The organism is Nitrosomonas sp. Is24 (assembly GCF_033063335.1).
GTDB lineage: Bacteria > Pseudomonadota > Gammaproteobacteria > Burkholderiales > Nitrosomonadaceae > Nitrosomonas.
In genome coordinates, this window is the sequence record NZ_JAWJZG010000001.1 from 2,162,540 (window position 1) to 2,189,293 (window position 26,754).

Genomic DNA, 26,754 nt, shown 5'->3' on the forward strand with positions numbered 1-26,754 from the left:
TGAATAGCCGCATTATTCAATTCACCCCATTTTCCCTATTCTTTTTTATTCATTAACACATTTAATCTTATGAATCTTTGCGATTTTGCTCCGGAATATATCCGCTCGATCCAACCTTACCAGCCCGGCAAACCGATTTCGGAACTGGCACGTGAAATCGGACTGGATGAGTCTTACATCATCAAACTGGCGTCCAACGAAAATCCGCTCGGAACGAGCCCGCTCGCGCTCGACGCGATGATCAACACATTGCACGACGTCGCGCTGTATCCGGACGGTAGCGGTTACGAGTTGAAAGCCGCGCTATCGAAACGCTATGGCGTCGATCCGGCGCAGATTATTCTGGGCAACGGCTCCAACGACGTGCTGGATCTGGCCGCGCGCGTTTTTCTCAAACCCGGTGCCGCTGCGGTGTATTCGCAGCATGCCTTTGCGGTGTATCCGCTGGTGGTGCAAATGATCGGCGCGAACGGTATTGCGGTTCCCGCCCGCGATTACGGCCATGACCTGCCCGCGATGCTGGATGCCATCACGCCGGAAACACGCATCGTCTTTATCGCCAGCCCCAACAACCCGACCGGCACTTTATCCGGCGAAGACGAATTGTTCCGTTTCATGGAACGGGTATCGCGCGATGTGCTGGTCGTCATGGACGAAGCGTATTACGAATACCTGCCCGAAGCCAACAAACCGGACAGTATCAAATGGCTAAAACAATTCTCCAATCTGCTGATCACACGCACTTTCTCGAAAGTTTACGGCCTTGCGGGGGTGCGCGTCGGATTCGGGCTGACACATCCGGACGTAGCCAATCTGATGAACCGCGTGCGCCAGCCGTTCAATGTCAGCAGCATCGGCCTGGTCGGCGCGCTGGCTGCGCTACAGGATGCCGAATTTGTGCAGAAATCGTATGCGCTGAACCGCGCCGGTATGCTGCAACTGACCGACGGCTTCCGCAAAATGGGCGTGGAATACATTCCGTCGTACGGCAACTTCATCAGTTTCCGCGTCAAAGGCGATGCCGCCAACACCCCGAAAGTGTATCAAAGCCTGTTACAGCAAGGCGTGATCGTACGCCCGTTGGGAATCTACGAAATGCCGAACCATCTCCGCGTAACCGTCGGACTCGAATCGCAAAACAAACGATTCCTGGAATCGCTCGAGCAGGCCTTAAGCGAACTGAATTAATTACCACATCACAGCAATAGTCATGGCAACTATCACGGCACTGAATAAACTGGTCATTGTCGGCGTCGGCCTGATCGGCGGATCGTTTGCGCTGGCGCTGCGCAAAGCGGGTTTGGTCAAGCACATCACCGGCGTCGGGCGCAGTCAGACCAATATGCAACGCGCCGTTGAATTGGGCGTAATCGATGAAATTGCCACCGATATCGCCTCCGCATTGAACGGCGCCGATCTGGTGTTCCTGGCCATGCCGGTCGGGCAAACCGCCAGCACTCTGGAGAAAATCGCGCCGCATCTGCACGCCAACACCCTCGTCACCGACGCGGGCAGCACCAAACAGGATGTCATCGCTGCAGCCCGCCACCATCTTTCCATGCAGAACCGGCACCACTTCGTGCCCGGCCATCCGATCGCCGGCGCCGAACAAAGCGGCGTGCAAGCCGCGCAAGCGGATTTGTACAGCAACAAACACGTGATTCTCACCCCGCTACCGGAAACCAGTGCGGCAGCCGTCGAACGCGTGCGCCAATTATGGCAAGCCTGCCACGCCCAAGTCTCGCTGATGCCTCCGGACGAACACGACCGCGTACTCGCCGCGACCAGCCACCTGCCGCATATCCTGGCGTTCACCCTGATGAATCACCTCAACCACAGCACCGATGATCCGGCAAGTTTATTGCGCTTCGCCGGCAGCGGCTTCCGCGACTTCACCCGCATCGCCAGCAGCTCTCCGGAAATGTGGCGCGATATTTGTCTGGCGAATCGTGAGGCGTTGCTTGTGCAGATTAAGGCATATCAGGATGAGTTGAAGAGTTTGCGAGAGTTATTGAAGAAGAATGATGCTGACGCACTGGATCAAGCTTTTTCACAGGCGCGTAGTATGCGAGAGGATTGGTTAAAAAACAAAAAGTAGTATTTCTTTGTTATTTACTCCTTGATTTACAATCCAAAATATCCATCATCGCTATTTTGTAAAACCGTAATTGGTAATTGGACAAAATAGCGAGATATCAGATATTCGATTATTGCCCTCCAGATTTCCCTGGTTGTTTACCCGCTGCTCGCAAATCGACGATCTTATTCAGTAACTGAAACCAGAATGGTGCGCCTAGCGATCCGGCGAAGGTCGTGATCAGAATCCCCAGGATTTTCACGAGCCATTCCATGAAACCGAATCCCGCGACAGTCCATTGCCCATCCGGTTTCTTCCAGCCGATGGGTAGATGCAGCCCTTTGATTTGCTCAATAAGTACTCCAGCAGTCTTAGCGGATTGTTGCATCGAACTCTCACACGGTGCCGGTTCGTTTGACTGCGTCGCAGCTGTTGCATCGCATGCCGATGCTGGTCTTTGTTTGGCTGACCCTTGATCCCCCATCAAACCGGCAACATCCGTCGAAGAAGCCGCTTGTACCAAAGCTTGCCTGAGCGCGATATCGGTCCACAGAGTCTGGGAAATTTTGATGGCGTCGATATTCAAGGCTGTACAGACCATGAGTGAAATACCAAAAATAATGACTTGCGTTTTTTGTTTGTACCAGCCGCCCACCCGGTCCATCGCATCGTTGTACCAGCTCTCCACGTTCCTGCGCGCTTTCTCCGCGTCGTCGCCTGCTTCGTGCAGCAGCAGGATGATCGATTTTCCCGCTTCGGTTTGCGCAAAAAACTTTTGGCTCTCGATCTTTGCAATGAGCGATTGATTGTCCGCCGGAAGCTTGCCGGTACTGCCGGTCATGATATCCATCAGCGCCAGGGTGAAATTCTTCGGCGGGATATAGGAAGGTTTCTCTCCCGCTTTTGAGAGCCCGCTAATCAGCGGATGCTGATAGAGATCGGCGACCAACTGATTGGCTTCGCCGGATTGCAGCAAGTTGGTCAGACCGGCTTCAAGATTTTTCGCGCGCATCCGGATGAATTGCGCAATCATTTCATTGACTGCGGAACACAATAAACTAACCAGAACAAAGAGAAACACCATGCCCATGGCGATATCCAGAATTGAAGAATTCAGCATTTTTCCTCCGGCTAATGATAGTCGTTACACGTCGTCGATCAGTTTAGCGCACGAAAACGGAAACGGGGTGCTTTGTTTGACAGCTTTCCGGGTTTTCAGTATATTCTGGACTGAAGCGGGGTTATTATTTTTCTATTCCAACAGAAAAATGAAATACGAACAAAGGGTTAATGTTTCATCAATAAAAATTAATAACACGCATACCCACCTAAAAAACCCTACACCGGAACACGTATCCGATCGGCAAACCGGTTGCTGATTAGCAAGGATTAGTAAGTTCAGTCAAATTAGAAACGTAGTAACAAAATTCACCCGTAAGGGCGGATTTCCGTACCAGCATCACTGCATCTGATCGTCTCGAGTCATCTTTGATGATAGGAAGCGATAAGTTGAATAATTAAGCGCATCACTGAGTGTATCCCATCAGCTGACGGCTTTATTAATAGGTGGTTACTATGACTGCAAATGCCTCGTTCAAATTGACCGGCCACTCCGGCGCTTTGGTTAAGCATCACCTTGATGCCGCATTACCGCGTGTCGGCGCCGCCATCAGCAATCTGAAAGGCATTTATCAATTCCACCACATCAACGTAGGCTTGGGCACGCTGGGTTTCCTGGCCGCCAAACGTAACGCTCCGGATGGGGAATCGCTGGTGCTGGTATCCAACCGGCATGTTCTGTTCGCCAACGATGCGGAACACGACGAAATTATTTTTCAGCCTGATTACGAAGAACACGATGACCATGTCATTTTCGACGCGCCACGCTTAAATGCCATTGCCAAAATCGACGGCGAAGGACTGTGCGGGCATTTCTCCTTTGCCTATCCGGGAGAACCGGAAAAACCCTATTACATCGATTGCGCAACAGCCAGCCTGCTGCTGAAGCAATGCAAAAATCCGCAGCAGACGCAAGGAAGAATCCGGCACTTCGCAAAAATCGCCCGGGTGCATCCGCTGGACACGCTGAGAGGACGTGAACTAAAAATACGCTTGTTAGGCCGCCCTGATTCAACGTGGGGAAAAATCATTGACAGCGCAGCCACGGTTGAGACTGTCCATGGCGAACTGTGCCGCAACACGCTGATCATCGAAGCACTACCCGATCGCCACGGCATTAGACAACCGTTCTCACGTAAAGGCGATTCCGGCGCTTTGCTCGTCGACCAATACCAGCGCGCGGTAGGATTGCTCTGGGGCCATCACATGCGCAATCCTTATATCTCCTATGCGTGCCACATTCATCCGGTGCTCAGTTGTTTGCAGATTACGCCCTGGTACTTCGATTTTTGCGCGCCCCGGTCTATCAATAAGGACTAACGTTATGCCACAGAAAAAATGCATTGTATTCGCGCACTGCTGGCCGATTGGATGGAGGTAACATAATGGATCAAAAAGAATTGGCTGCATTACACGCGGAAGCCGAAGTCGAATTGAAAAAAATTCCCGGCGTGATCGGTGTCGAATTCGGTCTGAAAGAAATCGGCGGTAAAACCACGAACCAAATTTCGTTTCGTGTATTCGTCAAAGAAAAACGCAAACCGGAAGACTTGAATTCCGTCGAGATTATCCCGAAGGAATACAAAGGCATTCCAACCGATGTTCTTGTTGTGCCGGATATCACACCTGTACATTGCGAGGATATGGATCATCACTCACCACTGATTGGTGGCATTTCCATTTCTGGTTTTAGAACCGACTCAAATAATCTATACGACACTGGAACTCTAGGTTTTTTTGCCACTTTGAACGGTGTCAGCGGACCGGAAAATGTAGTATTAGTCTCGAATAATCATGTATTGACCTTTGGTGGAGCGACTGTAAGTGATACCGTATATCAACCAAAATTTGTTGAACAAAATGGCCAGGTGGCCATAGTACTTGAACAAGAGCAGCGGCACCCGATCGGCAAAATTAATAATGCTGGCAAAGAGGGCATTCACTCATACGCTTATCCCAGCGAAGCTGCCGTAGATTTTTTTGTAGATGCTGCTACCGCAAAACTCGATATTTGTATCTCAAGCTGGTGCAACACCAATTGCGGGGTTTCGTATAAGAACGAAATCCGTGGCTTGAACATCGGCGGTAACAGCAAACTGGAAGACGTGGATCGTGTTAAGCAAACTGATCTTGGCAGCAGCGATTATGTCGTCTATAAAGTTGGCCGAAGAACCAGCAAAACAAAAGGTAAAGTCATCGGTATCGGCGATCCTTCCGGTACAAAAGGTTGGCACATCACCATTGAAGCGACTGAAGCTGACTGTGATGGCATTCTTCGCTTTGTCGAACATGGCGACTCCGGCTCGGCGCTGGTAAATGCGCAAAATAAGCTGGTTGGTATAATCTTCGCTAAATCCAACAGTAATCCGGCAATTGCCTATGCCTGTCATATTCATCCAGTCATCGATTTACTCAGTATCACCCCCGTCACCACCGCCAATCCGCCGGTCGGGCCCGCCGGGCAAACATTAAACGATGTCGAAGGCATTTTCACCGGCATCAACCACACCACCGAGGTGCGCGAGCGCTTTTTGAATACGCGCAAAGGCGCTGAGATTTATCAGCAGATTCTCGATCACCGTCAGGAAGTGATTGCCCTTGTCAATCACCGCCGGCCGGTCACCGTGGCTTGGCATCGCAGCAAAGGCCCGGCGTTTCTGGCGCACTTTGTCAACAATGCGCGCGACCCGGCGCATATCATTCCGTTTGAAGTGGAAGGCATCACGCGCGATCAGATGATCCGGCGTATGGCCGAGGTGCTAACGCAGCATGGCAGCGCTGCGTTGCAGCAAGTGATTCAGCGTTACGTTGACGAAGTGATGGGGTTCATCAACAGTTTCGATAATTTGCACGAGTTCGTTAAGCAGTTTGAAGACGCATCCGGCTCCAGCGAATTCAGTGGACACGCCGCACTCATGGAGAAAACCTCCGATGTCAAATGAAGTGGATACCTTACAGCGCGTTTTACTGCAAATCTCCAACGTATTGGAGCCGCTGGAACGCGAGCTGAATAGCACGCGCGCGGTGCAAACGTTTGCCGAACTCGGCATTACGCTCAACAGCGGCCAGGTTTCGTCGCTGGCTTCTCCGATGCAAGCGCTGATCGCCAGCAGCAAAACCTTGCTGCAAAAAGCCGGGGATTTGGTGGAAGCCATCGAAGCGGAAAATATCGAGCAAATTGTCACGATCAGCATAGAGCTGATCAGCCAAGTCATCACCGCCATCCAAAAAATCGATCAACTGCAAACCGCCGTGCAAGGCATCGGCAGTATCCCAGCAAGCGTTTCCAGTCATTTTGCCGAACGGTTGTTCAACTACTTGCTCGTCCGTGCGCTGGATACCGCCAACGGCATCAATGAGTTGTTCGAGCTGCTAGGCATACTCGAGCGGCAACGCAATAACGTTGGTTCCACCGACCCCGGCAATCCCGAATTCACAATTTCCACTTTCCATTTCAACGAACTAGGCAAGTGGCTGGAATCGCCGGTGTCGGCATTACAATCGCACTATAACTGGGGCAGTAACAGTCTCGATGCCACCAATTTGTTGCAGCGGCTCGAACGCTTGTTGCTCCATCTCAAAGCACCGGCTTTTTTTGACGATACCTCGCCCACGCCGATTCTCGAAGCGGTCATTTTTCAACTGAGGCCGCGCACCGATCTCAATCCCAACGGATTGAGCCTGTCGATCCGGCAGAATCTCAGTCCCGGTAAAATCGAATTTGCTGCCGACGATTTAAAAGTCATCCTGGATTTGCAGGCCACGCTGCCGTTCGGCGCCGAGCTTGTGATCCAGCCGCCGGCCAAATTCACTTTTCATACCTCCGCAGCCGACACGGTTTCCGGCTCGTTGAACCTCAGCGTCACCGCCGACCGCACGCAAGCGGCAACACCGTATCTATTGATTGGCGACCCCGATGGCAGCCGGTTGGAAGTCGGTAAATTCGGCGTCAGCTTCGGCGGCCGGATTCAAGGCAGCGGCGGCCAATCGGCAGCCGATTTTACCATCGGCGGTGAAATCGGCGCCGGTAAACTGGCGATTTCGTTTGCCGACGGCGATGGTTTTCTTACCGATATCTTGAGCGGCGTCCAGCTCAATTCGGATTTCGGCATGGCGTTCGGCTACAACAGCAACGATGGGCTGTTTTTCGTCGGCAGCAGCGCCTTGGAAATCAAATTGCCGCTGCACCTGAATCTTGGGCCGGTGGAAGTCAGCGCGTTAACCTTTTCGGTCGGTATCGAAAACAACAAATTCCCCACCGCCATTTCAACGGATATCAAAGCTGCGCTCGGCCCGCTCGCCGCTGTCGTGGAAAACATCGGCTTAGCGATCGATTTCGCCTTGGTCGATAACCGCAGCGGCAATGCCGGGCCGGTCGATATCCAGCTAGGATTCAAGCCGCCGAATGGCGTCGGCTTGTCGCTGGATGCCGGTATTGTCAAAGGCGGCGGCTATCTCTACTTCGATTTCGACAAGGAAGAATACGCCGGTGCATTGGAGCTGATGTTCAGCGGTATCGTCACGGTGAAAGCGATCGGCCTGATCACTACGCGCATGCCCGACGGTTCCGAAGGTTTCTCGTTGCTGATCATTCTCAGCGCCGAATTCGGCACGCCGTTCCAATTGGGGTTCGGTTTTACGCTGAACGCCGTCGGCGGGTTGCTCGGCCTGAACCGCACCATGGAACTGGAAGTGATCGCCGCCGGTGTGCGCACCGGATCGATCAACAGCATCATGTTCCCAGATAATATCATCGAGAATGCGCCGCGCATCATCAGCGATTTGCGCCAATTCTTCCCGCCTGCGCAGGATGTGTTTCTGATCGGCCCGATGGCCAAATTGGGCTGGGGCACACCGACACTGGTCAGCGCATCGCTTGGCATCATCGTCGAAATACCGCCGGGCAATATCGCCATTCTCGGTGTGCTGAAAGTTGCATTGCCCGATGAAGACGCGGCGTTGATCATCATTCAGGTCAGTTTCATCGGCGCGCTGGAAGTGGATAAACAGCGGCTGTGGTTTTATGCCAGCTTATATGATTCCCGGGTTATTTTTCTCACCATCGACGGCGATATGGGGTTACTGATCGCTTGGGGTAACGATGCCAATTTTGTCATCAGTGTAGGTGGTTTTCATCCCTCCTTTAAACCACCTCCACTGCCTTTTCCCAATCCCAACCGGATTGCGATCAACATCCTGAATACTTCATTTGCACGGATCCGCGTGGAAGGTTATTTCGCCGTCACTTCCAACACCGTGCAGTTCGGCGCCAAAGCGGAAGTTTATTTCGGTCTCAGCGCCTTCAATATTTCCGGCCATGTCGGCTTCGATGCGTTGTTCCAGTTTTCGCCATTCTATTTCATCATCACCATTTCCGCGTCGTTCGATGTCAAAGTGTTCGGTATCGGCTTGTTCGGGGTGCATATGCGCGGCGAACTCGAAGGCACATCACCGTGGCACATCGAAGGCGAAGGCTCCATCTCGCTGTTATTCTGGGATATCGACGTACCTTTCAGCCACACCTGGGGCGAGGATGAAAACACCACGCTGCCGTCCATCGACATCATGCCGCTCATCACCGCGGAATTCGATAAGCTGGATAACTGGACGGCCGAATTACCCGCATCCAGTCAATTGCTGGTATCACTGCGCGCCATTGAAAGCACCAGCGATCTGATTTTGCACCCGGTCGGCGTATTGCGCGTCAACCAGCGCGCCGTTCCGCTCGATCTGGATCTCGACAAAGTTGGCAATCAGAAACCGAAAGACGCCAAACGGCTGACCGTCGAAGTCATCGATACCGGCCTGGCCAAGATCGCGGACACCAAGGAATCGTTTGCCACGGCGCAATATAAAAACTTGAGCGACGCCAACAAACTGAGTGCACCCTCCTACGAAAAACAAAATGCCGGGATCGAACTGTCGGTGAGCAACCAGCAACTGAAATCATCGGCAGCGGTTAAACGTGTGGTGCGCTACGAGCAAAATATCATCGACAATAACTTTGTTTCTTTACTGATCCGTTTTGTCGCCATCGGCGCCGAATTCTTCAATCACTTTTTAGGTAGAAACGCCGCGTCGAAATCAGCACTGTCGGCAAGTTACAAAGCACAAAAAGCACCGGTCGAGCAGAAAGTCATCGTAAAAGAAGCCGGTTACGTCGTCGCTTCAACCATGAACAACAGCCCGCATAGTAAAGAAGCATATTTCACATCGCACGCCCAAGCGCAGGATTTCCTGCGCACGCAAGTGAGCCAATCCCCTGGGTTACAGGACAGTCTGCACGTGATCCCCAGCGCGGAAGCCGCGCCATTGCAGGAGGCGGCATAATGGCGATCGGCACGTATACTTTTCTACCGTGGCTACGGCAAGGCGTCGCCAATAATATCCAATCGGCGGATCTGGACGCTTCGGTCAAAACACGCGCCAGTGTCGCCGTCAGTCTGAACATCAAAGGCAGCGGCGGCGAAGGCGGCGATGTAGCCGCTCCGGTCAACAAGAACGTTGCCCTGTACGGCCCCGGCGATATCATCGGTATTGAGTCGAGAGCGATTATCAAAACCGAACCGCTCAACTGGATCACCAACTTTGAACCGAATTATCTGTGTCATATCGAGTTCTACGACGAAGATTTTCCTTGGCGTTACACCCCGGCGGCACCGGCGGGATCGCGGTTACGGCCATGGGTCACGTTGATCGTATTGACTGAAGCGGAATTTACCGAGGGCGGGAATATTTCCGGCAAGCCGCTGCCTTTTATCGATATTAAAGCTGATGCGCTGGGATCGGTATTTCCCAAAGCCGAGGAACTGTGGGCGTGGGCGCACGTGCACGTCAACAAAAATATCGCCGGTAATCAGGATGCGCCGCAAGCGCCGGACATCAACACTGCGCTGTCGCAACTGCAAAACGTGCTGGCGCAGAATGCCGACGAAGCCTATTCACGCATTGTCTGCCCGCGCAAACTGACTCCGAACGAACGCTATCATGCTTTTCTGATCCCCACCTTTGAAACCGGCCGTTTGGCCGGACTGGGGATGAATCCCGACGATGCGCCGCACGCAACATTTTCGGCCTGGGGCGAAGGCCGCCCGGCGCCGACGCAGTTTCCGTTTTATTACCGCTGGTTCTTCCGTACCGGCTCGCAAGGCGATTTCGAATACTTAGTGCGCCTGCTCGAACCGAAACCGGCGGATAGTCGCGTCGGCCGCCGCGATATGGATGTACAGAACCCCGGCTCCAATATCAGCGGTATCCAGAATCCGGATCTCGAAGGCGTGTTGAAACTGGGCGGCGCACTGCTCGCACCGTTGAGCAAGCAAGCCGAACAGGAAATTGCCAAGTGGGAAAATTGGGATCAGCCGTATCCGCACGTTTTCCAACAGGAATTGGCGGCCTTTCTGAATCTTGCCGATGACTATGCCCGGCTCGCCGCCGATGCGGCTCACCAGAATACCGATTTGCCCGATGCCATCCAGGCCGATCCCGATCCGTTGATTACGCCGCCGATTTACGGCCGCTGGCATGCGCTCAGAAACCGCGTGCTGAAAGAAGCCGACGGCAGCGATGCGCCCAATAACCAAAATTGGCTGCACCAGCTCAACCTCGACCCGCGCTGGCGCAGCGCCGCCGGTTTCGGTACCGACGTCATCATTGCCAACCAGGAAGAATACATGGATGCGGCGTGGGATCAGGTGGGCGACGTGCTCGAAGCCAACCGGCAAATCCGACTGGCGCAACTGGCCAAGATCACCGCCAATAGCTGGTATCAGAAACAAGTGCTGCCGTTGCAGCAAATCAGCCACGACAAAGTGCTGTTCATGACGGCCCCGGTGCAAAAGCGCGTCATCAGTCAAGGCGTGACCGTTTTTCATCAAATCAAGCAAAGCCCGGTCACGCCCGCGCTGACCTCCTCACCACTGCGGCGCATGTTGCGCCCGAACGGCCGCTTGCAAAAGCTCTCGACCTTTGACGAGCGCATTCATCCCAACAATTTGATCACGCGCGTCAACGACGGTATTGTCACCGCCGCGCCGCCGCATGAAGTACCTGCTTCGTTGCCCACCTTGGATAATCTATCGCAAGATGCGCAACCGAAGAACGTGCCATCCTGGTTGCTGGATTTACTGAAACGCTATCCGTTGATCCCTTACCTCTTTCTAGCGTTGATTTTGCTGCTCGTGATCGTGTTGGCGGTCATCGGCGCCAGCACCGCAATCTGGGCTGTAGCGGCGGCGCTAAGCGCGGGATTATTGTGGGCTTACCGTACTGCGCAGCGTTTAATCACGCAAATGAATCAAGCCGATTCGGTATCCGAAACCGGGCAAACACCGGCTGCGGTCGACTCGATGCCACCCAGCAGTAATTTTGTGCTGACGCCGGAACTGAATCCTTTAGCGCTGGATCCGGCCAATCCGCCGCAACCCGCCAGCGCCGGTGGAGCCGATAGCATTCAATCCAGCCGTTTTAAAACTGCACTGAAAGACTCTTACACAGTGTTGCAAAACGGCCTGCAAGCCGGTGTCATACCGGCAACCGTACCGGTCAATATTGCTCAATTGGCAACGGATACGCTGGTCAAACTGAATCCAACAGTTACGATTCCGAAATGGACACTGGGCAACATCCTGTTACCGCCGCACATCATCGGGTTAATTGGTGAAAAGTTTGTCGAAGCGATGGCGTATCCGGAATTCGATGTTCCGATGTACAAACCGCTGACCGATAAATCCACCGAGTTGTTTGTGCCGAACCTGAATTTCATCGGACAAAATACCATCACGTTATTGAAGACCAATCAGCCGTTCATCGAGTCGTACATGGTCGGCCTCAATCACGAATTCGCGCGCGAGTTGTTGTGGCGCGAATATCCGACCGATCAACGCGGCTCCTACTTCCGGCAGTTCTGGGATATCAGCGGTTTTCTCAGTCCGACCGAGGACAGCAAACAACGCCGCGAGGAATTGAAAGACATTCCGCCGATTCACCGCTGGTCACGGTTCTCCAAACTGGGCGAGCATGACAACCGCGAGCAAGGCCTGGAGAACGAAGAAGAACTGGTATTGGTAATTCGCGGCGAATTGCTGAAAAAATACCCCAATGCGGTCATTTATGCACAAAAAGCCAAATGGCAACCGATCAGCGAGACCAATCCAGCGCCGGACAAAAAAACCGAACGGGTGTTCGACGATAGCGTGCCGATCAAAACACCGCTGTACGAAGCACAGGTCAAACCGGATATTTACTTTTTCGGCTTCGATTTAACCGAAGAGGAAGCGCGCGGCAACCCCGAGGTCGATAACGAACCGGGCTGGTTCTTCGTGATCAAGGAACGTCCGGGAGAGCCTCGCTTCGGCCTGGATATCGATCGCGAAGGTCCGATTCAGGTTTGGAACGACCTCGCTTGGACCGATGTTGCGCCCGGCATCAGTGATGGCGAATTTATCGACATCGCCGCCGCACCTACACGCAGCTTGCCAAACACGGCACCGGGCGGCACCGCGCAGGAAAAAGCCGAGCAGTGGAAAGAGGATCATTTGTTGAGCTGGACTAACAATATCAACTCGGCGGAACTGGCTTACATTTTATTCCAGGCGCCGGTACTCGTCGGTGTGCATGCTGCCGAAATGCTGCCGCGCGATTAAGCATGGTTACATAAGTACAAAATCTCAACCGACAGAAATGGCTTATGACTCAATTTAAAGACACGCAAGAACAGATCGATCAAGCACGCCGTCAGCACCGGCAAAGCCGGTTAAGTTTGTCTGCCGCCAATGAGAAGCTGCAAAAAACCGAACGCTTGATCGCATCATTGCGCCGCCGCTCCGACGGTGCAGCCAAGGAACAATTGCAGGCTTTGCTGCGCGAGCAAGAAGCGTTGCGGGCTGACACCGGCAAGCTGCAAGCCGAGCTTGAGCGGAACCGGGAAGTATTGACCGGCCGGGAATCGCTGTTCGAGACTTTCTCAGACCCAACCAAAAACATCGGTCAATTGAACGATATCCATCCGATTCTGCTGTTACCGCTGCGCATCGAGACACGCTTCAAAAAAGTCACCGGCCCCGGCGGACGCGATGTCAGTGTCGATCAACTATGGGTGCGCGTCTACCCGGATGACATCAGCGTCGATACTTTTGAAGAAATTCCCTCCGAAGTCGAAATCAGCAACACCCGCGTGTATTGGACCAATATCTGGAAAGCGGGCGGCATCGACAGCGAAAAACGTGCGGCGTGGCAAGCCCTGGTCAAGAGCCACGGCGAGGGCCGGGCGTATTGGTTGAGCCAATTATTCAAACCGCTGAATTTGGCTGAAGAACCGGTCAAAGCCGACGGCGATTATATTTTGGTGATTGTTTCGGAACAGCCGCTGCCCGCCACCGAGAAACCGTTCGTACAGGAATATTGGCAAGCGGTATTCAACGCCAATAACGATGCCACGGCTTTGGATGCGGCGTATGCCAAACTCAAAAACGATCTCGGCGCAGCGCGCGCGCAGGAAATCGTCACGTCATACCAGCCACAGAATCTAAACGTCAAACCCGCACCATCGCAAATTATCACTAACGTGCGCGTCGAATTCCTGGAGTTACCCGTCGCCGACGGAGTCGATACGCAGCTGCAAGCTTGGACCAATCCGGCACGCGTGGCGCTGTTGCCGGAACGGTTTGTGGTGATGGGTTTCAACGGAAAGGAACAAACGTTACAGCATATCGGCCGCCCGGTACCCTCGGAACTGATCGTCGGACCCAATCCCAATGCTCCGGAAGATCAACAGCTACGGCTGGAAGACGACGAGCTGATCGTACCCGATGAAATGAAATGGGTCACCGACTTTGACGAAGCGGTTGCCAAAGGCATGGGCTTCAAGATTAATCTGAACGATATCCAAGCACGGCGCGGTTTCGACCGGCTGTTTGTGCTCGGTGTGCGGCTCAGCGCCGATGTCGACAAAAGCCGCGAGCAATTGCAACAGTTGATTCAGCACCATCAACGCAGCCGCAAAGGATTCAGTTTCCTGATGCAGGGTGCGCCGACCAATAACGTTGAAGATCAGGAAAGCGGTTATACCTGGTTCAGCGACGCCGACGCCAGTTACGATCACTATTTCAATCAATATGTTGGCGATGACGATCCAGCCGATTGGCGCACCCGGAAAGACGGCCGCTGGCTGGCACACAGCTTGGGGCTCGATCCGGCAATCCTGAAGCTATCGCCACAATATTACGCCAGCGATCAGTTGGAAGCCCGGGCGATGAACGAAGCATTATGGCCGGCAACACTGGGTTATTTCATGGATCAGATGATGGAGCCGGTGTTCAGCGACGACACCATCACTGCTGCGCGCAACTATTTCAACCGCTACGTGCTCGGCCGCGGCACGCTGCCAGCGATCCGCATCGGCAAACAACCGTACGGCATCTTGCCAGCCACGCCGTTCTCGCGCATGGCATGGATCAATCGTAAATTATTCAACGACGACCGGTTGGAGCCGCATATCTCCGGCTCATTCCTGTTCCTGACCCGGCTCTACAGCCTTATCAAGAAAGCCGACGAGCGCTGGACTTCACTGCTGCCGAAAGTGTCGTACGTCGGCAAACCGCAAACCGATCCGCAACAAGCCTTGCTCGACATCGTCGGTCTGCACCCGGCATCGGTCGAGTTTTATCAACGCTACGCGGAAAGCGCCGAGCAGCTCTACAACCGCTATAAAACTTCCGGCATCAACGGCGCGATTTACGCCACGATTGCCTCGCTGTTTTATACCCAAAGCGGCCTTAACTTACTGGCGCAATTGGGTTACTCGGCGCAGGACCATAACAAGATTCCCGATATTCTGAACAAATTTTTCACGCTCACCGCCAACCTGCTGAAAGGCCCGCTGATTGACGACCAAGCGCTTTCAGAATTCAACCCGGCGCGGATTTATCACACTACTAACACAAATTATCTTCAGTGGTTGGTTACCGCAGCGCGCGATTCGCATAACACCCTGCGCCTGCAACAAGGATTTATCGACGATAAGCCTCCGGCCGCCTTGCTCTATTTGATGCTGCACCATGCGCTCGATTTGTCGTACCTCGATACCAGTCTGCGTCTGCACTTGGAAGCGAATGTGCTGAACCAACAGCAATTCTCACTGGCGAAACGCGAACCGAAATTTATGCACATCCAAGAATCCGGAGACGATAAAGGCAGTCCGTGGCAATACCTGTACAAAGCGGAACCGGCGATCACCAATCAGCCGAATTTGCAAATCGCCGATTTCATTCCGCAAATCCTGACGCTGCGTAACCCTTACCTGAATACCCAAATCAACGCGCTGGAACGTTTGCAGCACACACCGACGGCACGGCTGGAACGGATTTTCGCCGAGCACATCGATTGCTGCAGCTACCGTCTCGATGCCTGGTGGTTAGGGCTGCTGAATGTTCAACTGGACATCATGCAGCAAATCGCCGGGCAAACCCAACCGGAGCCCGGTACGACACCGGATCATGGTAACGCTGCCGATTCGCATGGTTGCTACTTGGGCGCCTACGGCTGGCTGGAAGATGTCCGTCCGGAAAACAAAAACCTGACACCGGTCAAACTGACCGGCGAGCTCGATAAAATTTTCAATAAGCCTGGTCAAGCACCGTTGACCGCGGACGATAAGAATTTCGGCTTCATTCACGCGCCCTCGTTGAACCATGCCGTTACCGCTGCCGTATTGCGCAACGGTTATCTGGCCAATGCCACACCCAGCAATCCCGATAGTCTGGCGATCAATCTCACTTCCGAGCGCGTGCGGCTGGCGATGAACGTCATCGAAGGTATGCGCAACGGCCAGAGCCTCTCGGCGCTGCTGGGTTATTACCTGGAGCGCGGTCTGCACGACGCCGGTGATTTATTTCTCGATAGCATCATTTTCGATCTGCGCAAGCAATTCCCGCTCGCGGGCGACCGGTTATCAACTACCGCAACTCCCAGCAACGAGCCGATCAGCGCGGTGGAAGCACGCAACGTCGTCGATGGGCTGGCGCTGATCGAGCATGTGCAAGCACAAACCGGCGCAAAGCGGAATTATCCGTTCGGTATCGCGCAACTCCCCACGATCACCGAGCAGAATAAGCTGGATGCGATCAATCGCGAAGTGCAGCGCATCATGAATATCAACGATGCCGTCGCCGATCTCGCGATGGCCGAGGGCGTGTATCAAGTGGTGCGCGGCAACTATGAGCGCGCCGCCGGAACACTGGATGCCTTCAGCAAGGGACATTTCCCACCGGTACCGGAAGTGGTACAAACGCCGCGCAGCGGTGTCACGCTCACGCATCGGGTCGGCTTGCACTTGCGCGCCGGATTGAACCCCGCCGATCCCGCCAACAGCACGCCGCGCGCAAAAGGCGAACCGGCCGTCAATCAATGGCTGACGCAACTGCTGCCGCCCATGAGCGATATTTTCTGTACCGTCGATTATTACCATCAAGGCAATGCGCAACAGGAACAACAAACAATCAGCGCGCAAGATTTAGGCTTGCTGGCCATCGACCTGATGTACATGCTATCGAGCGACCAGCAGCAAATGACCGCACTCGACGACCGTATCCTGACCCAGGTTTATGCGATTCCCGGCGTGCGGGTCGATAGCGATATCAAAATCCAATACCGCGGCAAACAAGCCGGAAAATATTCGTTCTTTGAAGTGATGCCGATGCTAAACGACCTCAAAGCATTGATCACCCAATCGCGTCCGCTCAAAACCACCGACGTCAAACTGCCGAACGAAGCATCGCAGCAAGAAGATAGCGTGGCCGCGATCCGTGCGGAAAAAGTCACCGCGGTGCGCGATTTGCTGCTGCCGCAACAAACGGCCTTGAATGCTCTGAAAACGCAAATCGATACCTGGCTGAACGATCCCGACCCGGCTGCCGCGGAAAGCAATGCGCTCACTCATCTCGATGAAATGATCAACGGTTATTTGCCGCTTGCGCAGGCGGTCAATCGATTCGGCTTGAGCGGTGCGGCAACCGGTTTTGTGTACGATTGGCGGCGAACCCAATTCCTGGCGCTGCTGGAAAAACTACAAGACATCGTCACGCGCTGGCAGGCGGCGCTACTAGAATTCGAGCAACGCATTACCGGCTTCGGCGCATTGGATCCTGCCATCCCGGTCGAAAGCAAAATGCAATATCTGATGGAAACCGCGTTATTGATCGTGACCGAGTCGATTCCGATCCCGGCATCGAACGACCCCAACGATTTACTGACCACACTGAATACCACACATAAAACCGGTTTTCAAAACAGCCTGACCCATCTTGAAAATCTGCTGGCAACCGCCAGTCAAGCCGGTGCGTTGTATGCGTCGCTGATTGCCCGGGAAAACGATATCGCGCTACATGACACGCAGACATTGGATATTGCCGACAACAAAACGGCCCTTGTTAGCTTTGCACAAACCTTACAAGCCAAGGTGCAAGGTCTGGCGGCGGATATCGACAAACGCGTGGCGGCGGCCAACGGTTTAATCACCGGTGATGCTTCAGCTTCCGCCGAGCAACGCATCGACGAGCTGACACAAGCAATCCGGCAGTTGACGCACGACGATTTTGTCATTCTGCCGGAGTTTAATTTGGCCGCCGTACATGGCAGCGAATGGCAGCAAAGCTACGACAATCGTGCGCAATTGCTAAGTTATCAGAAAAATGACCTGAGAGTGGATTTTCCCGAAGACAATTGGCTATACGGCGTTGCACGGGTGCGGGAAAAATTACAGCGTTGGGAGAGCGTAACGCAGTTCGGCGAAGCGCTGAACAATGTCAGTTTGAGTTTAACGCCGCTGCAGTTTCCTTATCGCGCTGATGATCACTGGCTGGCGTTGCAATATCCCGATACCCAGCCCGGCACAAGCGAGCCGTTTGTGATCGATAGCGATAAATTGCTTTACACCGCGCATTACGCCGATGCTTTTGCACAGAACGATGCGATTTGCGGACTATTGCTCGACGAATGGACCGAAGTCATTCCCACCACTCAAGAGACCACCGGATTGACGTTTCACTACGACCGCCCTAACTGTGAGGCACCGCAGTCATTGTTGCTGGCGCTACCGGCCAACTTCAGCGGTCACTGGCAGTGGCAGGATTTGGTCGATACCTTGCACGAAACTTTGGATATGGCCAGCAAGCGCGCCGTTGAACCGGCGCATTGGAACGAAACCGAATACGCGCGTTTCCTGCCCGCCGTGGTTTCTTCGGTGACCCGCTATCCGATTATGATGGCGCTTGATCTGGCCTTTAATAACGCGGTGCAATTCAAATCCAATGTAGAGAGTTAACCATGAACGATTTTATTGCGATAAAAAATATCCAAGAAGTCATTGATCGCAAAGTCTTGCTACCTACGGTGGTGCTATGGAACCGCCTGGAAGGACGGCCACGCACCAAAAATTTTATCCGCGCGTTGCGCACCGAAGTCCGCGATCCATTGTGGATGCTGTGCAAACAATGGCAAACCGGTGAATTCAAGGGCGACGATGCCGGATCGCCGATCTTCGCCAAAGTACATATGACCACCACCGAGTTGACTCAATATCAACCGGGCGATGCCGCCGTACAGGATTTCGACCGGTCGGCGCCACTGGAAGCGATCGTCGAACAACGGCCGTTACCCTACAACGGGCAACAGCACATTCTGTCGCTGGATATCCGTCTGCTGATGGGGCGACAGTGGTTAAAGTATTTACAAATGGCCGGTTTATCCGCGCTAAAGCCGCAATACTTGCAGCATCCCAGTTATCGCATCGCCGAACCCGATCCCGCCAGCCGCAGCGATGCTTTCCTGACCGCGCATCCGGCAGTGTGGCAAAGTCTCTCGGCCATGGCAGGCCGCGCCATGGATGGCGCCAATCTGTATTTTTATCTGAAAGCCGACAGCTTGCATCACGCTTACGACGGCATTACCCTGGCCGACAACGGCGATAAAACGACCATCGACGGCTTGGCCGGAAAATTCGTGCAATGGTACGAGCAATTGTTTTATCAGCCGGATCAAGGCCAAAACGATGCTTGGCTGCCGCAGCAACTGGAATATCAGTTTGCGGTATCGGCACCGCAGAATGGCGGGGAAAAAGTCATGACCGCCGAGGAGTATTACCAAGGCCGGTTAGATTGGTACAACCTGGACGTCGATCCAGTCCGGGAAAGCTTGGATGGCGGCAATGGCAGTCCGCCGGTGGAGGGAAAATCCACATTGTCGTTCTTTCCGACTGCGATTCAATTCGAAGGTATGCCAAACACGCGCTGGTGGACGTTTGAAGAAGGAAAAACCAATTTCGGCGATATCAAACCCGATACGACCGACATCAACAAACTGCTGCTGATGGAATTCGGTCTGGTTTATGCCAACGATTGGTTTCTGGTGCCTTTCCAGTTGCCGGTCGGCAGTATCGCCGATGTTCAAGGTCTCGCGGTCACCAATGTGTTCGGTGAAAGAATCTGGGTCACGGCATCGGGTTCCGGCAGCGATGAGAACTGGCAACGCTGGGCGATGTACAACCTCTCAGTCAAAGGCAGCGACAACGTGCGTGCCGATACCTCGCTGCTGCTGTTACCGACTGTGCCTAAAATTCAAGAAGGAAAACCGTTCGAAGAATTGTGGTTTGTGCGCGATGAAGTTGCCAACATGGTGTGGGGCATCGAAAAAAATATCCCATTGGCGACGGGCCGCAGCAAACCGGGTAACGAAGCAGGCCGTGAGCTTTTTAGCCGTTTGGAAAGTATCCTGGATAGCGAAATCGAGGGTGGTCTGGTGGTACCGGAAATCCCGGAAGCAAGCGCCGCGATCCGCTATCAATTGATGCAAGGCGTACCGGAGAACTGGATTCCGATGATTCCGGTGCATCTGGATAACAACAATCGCGAAATTCAATTGCAGCGCGCGTCGATGCCGCGCATTATCCTGGGTGACTCGAATTCACCGGAAAAAATCAAACCGCGCACGGTATTATTGCGCCAAGGACTCGATCAGCAACCGCCGCAACCTTACTTTCTGCACGAAGAAGAAGTACCCCGGGCCGGCATACAAGTCACGCAAGCGTATCAGCGCACGCGCTGGAACAACGGTCAGGTCTTTTGCTGGCTCGGTGTGAAGAAACAAACCGGCCGTGGTGAAGGCAGCAGCGGTTTGGCTTTTGATCGCGTCAAACCGTCTAATCAACGCTTGCGGCGGGCACTGCGCGGTCAGTGAGCAGATAATTCTTTTCATCTGCCGGAACTCGCTTCGGTGTAACAACCTTTCCCCCAGCTCGCGTTGCATACGTTCGACGGCAACGCGCGTAGTCAGACCTATCTATATTCATGGCAAATCCTTGGTTGACCGCAAGTGTCGCTGGCAAGCTGAAAAAATTACTGTCATCAGTATATAATTTCCCCTTTCATTTCTTCTTCGCTAAAACAAAATGCAGGAACCTGAACCCCCGGTTATACAACCATTCACTTTTGTTTTCAGTTGGCGGCGTTTTCTCGTGCACAGTGCAATCATGAGTATTTGCATACTGCTGGGGCTGATGACGTGGTATTTTGGCAAACCGCCTAGCATCCGTTTTTATGAAACAAAATCCGAAGATACGCTGGCCACTGGGATAGCACCCGGTATCAACATGGCACTCGATACGCGCAGCTCCGTCGCGGTAAAAGAAAGTCAGCCGCTACAAGTCGAACTATTTAAGGGAAATGTGTATTTCGATATCAAAAAGGATACGATCAACCAACTTGAAGTCAAAGTCGGCAATGCCATCATCAAGGATTTCGGCACTCGCTTCAGCATCGAGATGCATAAGGATGGCAGCAGCCATATCGCAGTTGCGGATGGACACATTAAGATCCAGGTCGCTTCAGGAACTTATCAGATCAACGCGCTTGAACAAGCTGATTTTGATGACACCAGTATCAGTAAACACCGGTTAGTCACAGAAAGCGACATTGCGCCTTGGCGCTCCCTGCCGCAGTAAAAATTAGAGGAACCTAAGCTCCTCTAATTTCCAGAACAAAATTTCTTTAAGAAATCTTACGACGGCGTGCCATGAATCCTAATAAGCCCAACCCTGCCAACAACATCGCATAGGATTCAGGTTCCGGTACCGGGTTCAGGATTGCTGCAGTTAGAAAAATTCCATCTTCCGGCTGATTCGGGAAGGTACCGATAACACTGGTACTAAATGCCCCGGCTGCACTATCCCAAAATATATGGTACATGTTGTGATTGCCTTCATCGGTAATCACTGCATCACCTTTGTAAGCCGAAAATTCGCTTGCACCGGCTTTAATCACATTAACGGGATAATTCGCGGCATAAAAACCTTCCAGCGGATTGCCGCTGTCACCTAAGTTTAAGGGCACAAAGCTCAGCATTTCAGGTGTACCAAAGTGTAGTCCCAAGTCTTTTTCCGTGCCATCGGGTGAAATAGCTGTCAACCGCCCGGTTCCTTCCGACACAACGACCAAGGTATGCGCTGGAATATCGCCGAATGCTTGAGGTGTGAAATCCAGGCCTTCCGCATCTGCACCGACATTGGCTAATAATGTGGCGGAACCCGAGCTGTCGACGCGATAGACGTTACCTGTCTGTGTTGTCACCACCATATTGAAACCGTAGTTGCCGTAAGGATCAAAAGCGATGCCGCGAACATCGCCGCTCAATCCAGTGGCAAACAGCGATTGCGTCGATCCGTCGTTAGAGAAACGGTAAACATTGCCTGCCGCTTCTGATCCAGCAAATATATCACGCGCCCCAGTTGATCCAAACCCGCCCAGTCCCAAGGAACTGGAAACGTATATTTCACCGATACTGCCACTACTGATGGGCAACGGTGCTCCGAAAGGCAGAAGATTGCCGCCGCTGAGATCCGTTTGATAGAGTTGATTGTTAAAATAATTTGAGCCTACGAATTTATTGCCCGCGTAGGCAAATCCAATAGGCGAACCGCCTGTGCCGCCTACAAAAGTACTGAAACTAACCGCAGACGCATTGCCCGCGCACAACAATGCGAGACTTCCTATTACAGATAATGACGTTACCAATTTCTTTTTCATTTTATTCTCCTGTCGATCAAAGGTAATTATTTTTATTGGGTAAATGATCATAAGCTTGAAGAGCCCCTTAAATAAGGGAAGTCTGTACTGTTTGATCTAGGTTATTTGTCCTACTTTCGGGGTATTTAATACCTAAAATCAAATAGTAATGACAGGAGTAGCTTAGCACATATTTTACCGGAGGCCTATGATATCCAGCTTCCGGTGTTGTCCAGCCAATTCGATGAAAAAAGTTGTTTTATAGGAATGTTACGATCGCACCACAAGACATCCCATTCCCTGCCGGACCAGACTCTGACAGGCGGTACGCGCTTGGTTTTCTTGCAAACCGACCAGACGCGCCCGGTACAATTTGCGATTACTGACTTCCACTTCGGTGATTACCACTTCACCCGGTATCAAGCGAGCGGCAACCTGAGCTTGCGCGCGCGCCCTGTTCGATTCCTGGTAAGAACCTATCTGCACCGCCCAGCCGTCGTTTGGCAGCATAGCCACCTTCTGCGGCTGCGATTGCGGACTGGCTGACGGTTTGACGGCCAGTTGCCGTGCCGTGGGCTCGGCTGTTTTCTCAGCAGTCAGCGCCGATTTGGGAGGCGAGGCTTGGACTCTGGCTTTCTCTTTCCGCTCGCTAGGCAATGCTGCCGGTACGGTTCGGCTATCAGTTGTATTACTGGCTAAATGAACCGCACCCTGATTAAAACTGCGCTCCAGCAATTGCGCCATGTGTTGATCGCGGGCCACCGCAGTGTTTCCTCCCATCACCACAGCAACCACGCGACGATTGCCGCGCTTGGCGGAAGTAGCCACATTAAAACCGGAAGCCCGGATAAACCCGGTTTTTAAACCATCCACACCCGGTGTATTACGCACCATACGGTTGTGACTTTTATAAGTGATGCCTTTGTGGCTGAACGATTGGGTAGAGAAATAATGATAATACTGGGGAAAATCCTTGATCAACCGCGCCGAGAGGGTGACCATATCCCGTGCCGTTGTCTTTTGTTCAGGATTGGGCAGACCTGAAGCATTGCGAAAAGTAGTGGATTGCATACCCAACTTACGTGCCTTCTCTGTCATCATGCGGCCAAAATTCGTTTCGCTGGCACCCAAAGCCTCGGCCACCACAGCCGCCACATCGTTTGCAGAACGCACAATCAATGCTGGAATCGCTTCCCGCACACTGATACTATCCCCTGCGCGCAAACCGATGTTCGTTGACGGCATCGACGCTGCATGCGCAGACACCGGCATGCGGGAATCCAGCGTCATTTTGTGTTGCTCGATCGCTTCAAACAACAAATAAAGCGTCATCATTTTAGTCAATGAAGCCGGATAACGGCTCGCATCCGCATTGGATTCATGCAGTACAGCGCCTGTACTTGCATCGATTACGATAGCCGCGGAGCGCGGATTCGCTTGCGCCGGATTCACCAGAGTCAATAACACCGCGAGAACAAAAAAAACTTTCACTCCTGCGCGCTCCGGTATCGTCATACGATCTACTCCTTCTGAAAGCTTGCCCATAGAAAGAAGCTTAAATGACCGGCATGAAGTTTTCACACTCCGGATCAATGCTGCTTCCGCTTGCTGAAATAACGACAAATATCCATTGATAGCTGCTTTTTTATTATTTATTTTGCTGATCATATATCGATAACTCAAAAATTTCCGTGGCGTAATTTCTCATCTGCGCATTTTACTGGAACAGCGTAGTTCTATATTTCGTAATAAATAGCATATTTCCCTCTATCTACAAAGAAGTATTTTATGCTGCAGCGCGATGTTAAACGTCCGGCAATTTCGCCCCTCAGTTCCAAAATGAATAATCCAGCAAGAAAAGCATAATGCTCATGGCAATGAGCAGGCTGTTAAAAAACCAAGATACTGCAAAACTATCATCTTGATTAAACGATTCTAATGACTACCTGGCAAACACACTAACCGTGACTGAACCGGCGGAAAATGCAGCATACTACGGAGAGTGAATGTGCAACAGAATGCGCTGACTGGCTCGCCAATCAGCGCAGTGCAAGGAGATATTGTTTTTAGAAGTGAATTACTACAGATAACAACCAAGAGCACCGCCTCGCACGGCAGCGCTCTTGTACAAATGCTTAGAACTCTTCCCAGTCACCACCGCCAGCAGCAACCTTGCGCGGTTGAACTTCTTGTGCTGTCGAGCCCGAGTTGGGATTAGCTGCAATTTTTTTGGTTGCAGCCCCGCGATTAGGCAGCTTGGCAATCGGCGCCACGCGATTGCTTCTTCTAACCGGAGTGGCTACGGTATTGCTGCTGCCATGCGATAACTTGAAGGTGCTGACTGCTTGTGTCAGGGAGTGCGCTTGGTCTTGCATGGATTCGGCGGCGGCAGCGGCTTCTTCCACCAATGCTGCATTCTGCTGCGTTACCTCATCCATCTGCATAACGGCTTGGTTCACTTGCTCAATACCCGAGCTTTGCTCCTGGGATGCAGCTGAGATCTCCGCCATAATATCCGTGACACGTTTCACAGCATTGACGATCTCATCCATCGTAGAACCTGCTTCATCGACCAGGCGAGAACCATCTTCCACTTTGGCGACCGAATCACTGATCAATTCCTTGATTTCTTTAGCTGCCGCCGCTGAGCGTTGCGCCAGGGTACGCACTTCCGTCGCCACCACCGCAAATCCACGCCCTTGTTCACCCGCTCGCGCTGCTTCCACTGCGGCATTCAACGCCAGAATGTTTGTTTGGAATGCGATGCCGTCAATAACGCTGATGATGTCAACAATCTTTTTGGAACTTTCATTGATCGAACTCATGGTTTGCACAACCTGACCGACCACCGCTCCCCCTTTCACTGCAACTTCGGAAGCACCTGCTGCCAGCTGATTCGCTTGACGGGCATTATCGGCGTTTTGTCTGACCGTGGAAGTGAGCTCTTCCATGGAAGATGCGGTTTCCTCCAAGCTGGATGCTTGCTCTTCGGTACGTTGACTCAGATCCGAATTGCCGGAAGCGATCTCACCGGAGGCCGTTGAGATTTGATCTGTACCTGCACGCACCTTATTCACCAGATCCGCCAGATTGTCATTCATGGTTTTCAGTGCTTGCAACAACCGTCCGGTTTCGTTGTTTGAATTGACTTCAATGCGGCTGGTCAGATCACCGGCGGCGACTGCATTCGCCACCGCAACCGCTTCATTCAGAGGACCGATAATTGCACGTATCAGAAGAAAACCGATGATTACTGCCAGCAGTATTCCTAATGCAATCACCACTACACTGGTGACCAAAATATTCTCGTAACTTTTTTGCGATGCCGCGTATTCCTTAGCACCCTCATCACGCTGAAGATCGATCAATTTGAACATGGTGGCATGCGCCCCATCAAATTTAGGCGTTGCATTAGTAGCATTTACAATCGCCGCATCAAAATCTCCAGCCGCTGCCAAGACCATTGTATGATTACGAGCCTCCACATAGGCTTTCCATTCGTGATTAAAGTTTTCAATCAGTGTTTTTTCTGCTGGCGTCAAATTGGTTGCCAAGTACTTTTGCCAAGTTGTGGCAATCTCGGCATCCCGCTGATCGTTCATGGCTTGCCGTTCTTTTACCACTTCAGGCTTACGCGCATACGCGGACAATACTGCATTCAAACGCGTACGTTGCATCCGGTCAATAACCAACCCCAAATGCCCCAGGGGCACAGCGCGATCCTCATAAACTCCTCTGAAAGCGTCATTTGTTTGATTTAGCCCGTAGATACCTAAACCACCGATACCGGCCAGCAATATCGACAGCAAACTAATTACAAACACTAATCGCGATTTTATTGTTAAGTTATTAAACACTGGTGCCTCCTTAAAGTCTTTCTATTAAAAATTACCTTACCTATCAACCTATACTTCGTTCAAGCAAACCCATATCGCTATTACTCATCATTTTTTCGATATCAATTAATATCAACATCCGTTCCGCAACAGTTCCCAATCCCGTGATATATTCGGTATCGATCACAGCGCCAAATTCAGGCGCAGGCCGGACTTGATTAGCTTCAAGTTCAATCACATCCGATACGCCATCCACGACAATCCCCATGACTCGCCCGGCGACATTCAAAATAATAACCACAGTGAATTGATTGTATTCCACACGATCCAGCCTGAATTTGATCCGCATATCGAGAATCGGGACAATGATTCCCCGCAGATTAACAACCCCTTTAATAAAATCCGGAGCATTCGCTATTTGCGTAACAGAATCATATCCTCTGATTTCTTGAACTTTGAGTATTTCGATTCCGTATTCTTCATTACCCAAGCGGAAGGTTAGAAATTCATTGATCATGTGTTTAACCACTGAACCAGGTGATTCAATAGGTACATTAACCGCTTGTTCTTGCAACATGTTTATGCTCCTCTATGCACTATCTAAAAACCGGATCAATCGATGACGAATAAGTTTTCATCGATTCTTCATGAAGATTTCTTCATAAACTTC

Annotated in this window: 14 protein-coding genes; 9 read left to right on the forward strand and 5 right to left on the reverse strand. The window is 52.3% G+C overall.

Translation table 11 applies throughout. The annotated features are described in order from the left end of the window. The first annotated feature begins 69 nt into the window (after window positions 1-69). Together hisC and R2103_RS10080 are read left to right on the forward strand one after the other, a co-directional pair. A complete protein-coding gene (gene hisC, locus R2103_RS10075) occupies window positions 70-1,188 on the forward strand; it encodes a histidinol-phosphate transaminase (protein ID WP_317531282.1) in 1,119 nt (372 codons plus the stop codon). A 22-nt stretch (window positions 1,189-1,210) separates the two neighbouring features. After that, on the forward strand, window positions 1,211-2,098 hold the full coding sequence (locus R2103_RS10080) for a prephenate dehydrogenase (protein WP_317531283.1): 888 nt from the start codon (window positions 1,211-1,213) through the stop codon (window positions 2,096-2,098). A 109-nt stretch (window positions 2,099-2,207) separates the two neighbouring features. Here the strand turns inward: R2103_RS10080 and R2103_RS10085 are convergent, their stop codons facing one another. Then, window positions 2,208-3,197, reverse strand: coding sequence for a hypothetical protein (locus R2103_RS10085; protein WP_317531284.1), 990 nt, complete (start codon window positions 3,195-3,197; stop codon window positions 2,208-2,210). 455 nt (window positions 3,198-3,652) lie between these two features. On the opposite strand from R2103_RS10085, the gene R2103_RS10090 reads away from it, so the two are divergent. From R2103_RS10090 to R2103_RS10120, 7 genes are all read left to right on the forward strand, one after another. Beyond that, complete coding sequence (locus R2103_RS10090; protein WP_317531285.1) at window positions 3,653-4,516, forward strand: hypothetical protein; 864 nt, start codon at window positions 3,653-3,655, stop codon at window positions 4,514-4,516. Between the two features lie 65 nt (window positions 4,517-4,581). Further along, window positions 4,582-6,138: a hypothetical protein gene (locus R2103_RS10095; protein WP_317531286.1), complete on the forward strand. Its 1,557-nt coding sequence runs from the start codon at window positions 4,582-4,584 to the stop codon at window positions 6,136-6,138. Continuing rightward, a complete protein-coding gene (locus tag R2103_RS10100) occupies window positions 6,128-9,526 on the forward strand; it encodes a DUF6603 domain-containing protein (protein ID WP_317531287.1) in 3,399 nt (1,132 codons plus the stop codon). The genes R2103_RS10095 and R2103_RS10100 overlap by 11 nt, the downstream gene beginning before the upstream one ends. Then, window positions 9,526-12,840, forward strand: a complete 3,315-nt coding sequence (locus tag R2103_RS10105) for a hypothetical protein (RefSeq protein WP_317531288.1) — start codon at window positions 9,526-9,528, stop codon at window positions 12,838-12,840. Before R2103_RS10100 ends, R2103_RS10105 begins: the two co-directional genes overlap by 1 nt. A gap of 44 nt (window positions 12,841-12,884) precedes the next feature. Beyond that, window positions 12,885-18,515 (forward strand): hypothetical protein, encoded by a 5,631-nt coding sequence (locus tag R2103_RS10110; RefSeq protein ID WP_317531289.1) that lies wholly within the window; start codon window positions 12,885-12,887, stop codon window positions 18,513-18,515. A 2-nt stretch (window positions 18,516-18,517) separates the two neighbouring features. After that, the gene (locus R2103_RS10115) at window positions 18,518-20,425 is read left to right on the forward strand and encodes a hypothetical protein (protein WP_317531290.1); all 1,908 of its coding nucleotides are present in this window, start codon (window positions 18,518-18,520) and stop codon (window positions 20,423-20,425) included. A 292-nt stretch (window positions 20,426-20,717) separates the two neighbouring features. Beyond that, window positions 20,718-21,188, forward strand: coding sequence for a FecR family protein (locus R2103_RS10120; protein ID WP_317531291.1), 471 nt, complete (start codon window positions 20,718-20,720; stop codon window positions 21,186-21,188). 46 nt (window positions 21,189-21,234) lie between these two features. On the opposite strand, the gene R2103_RS10125 is transcribed toward R2103_RS10120, so the two are convergent. From R2103_RS10125 to R2103_RS10140, 4 genes are all read right to left on the reverse strand, one after another. Next, window positions 21,235-22,269 (reverse strand): FxDxF family PEP-CTERM protein, encoded by a 1,035-nt coding sequence (locus R2103_RS10125; protein ID WP_317531292.1) that lies wholly within the window; start codon window positions 22,267-22,269, stop codon window positions 21,235-21,237. 249 nt (window positions 22,270-22,518) lie between these two features. Continuing rightward, window positions 22,519-23,763 carry a D-alanyl-D-alanine carboxypeptidase family protein gene (locus R2103_RS10130; protein ID WP_317531293.1) on the reverse strand — a complete coding sequence of 415 codons (1,245 nt, stop codon included), beginning with the start codon at window positions 23,761-23,763 and terminating at the stop codon, window positions 22,519-22,521. A 620-nt stretch (window positions 23,764-24,383) separates the two neighbouring features. Further along, window positions 24,384-26,105, reverse strand: a complete 1,722-nt coding sequence (locus tag R2103_RS10135; protein ID WP_317531294.1) for a methyl-accepting chemotaxis protein — start codon at window positions 26,103-26,105, stop codon at window positions 24,384-24,386. A 43-nt stretch (window positions 26,106-26,148) separates the two neighbouring features. After that, window positions 26,149-26,661, reverse strand: a complete 513-nt coding sequence (locus R2103_RS10140) for a chemotaxis protein CheW (protein ID WP_317531295.1) — start codon at window positions 26,659-26,661, stop codon at window positions 26,149-26,151. Window positions 26,662-26,754: the final 93 nt, after the last annotated feature.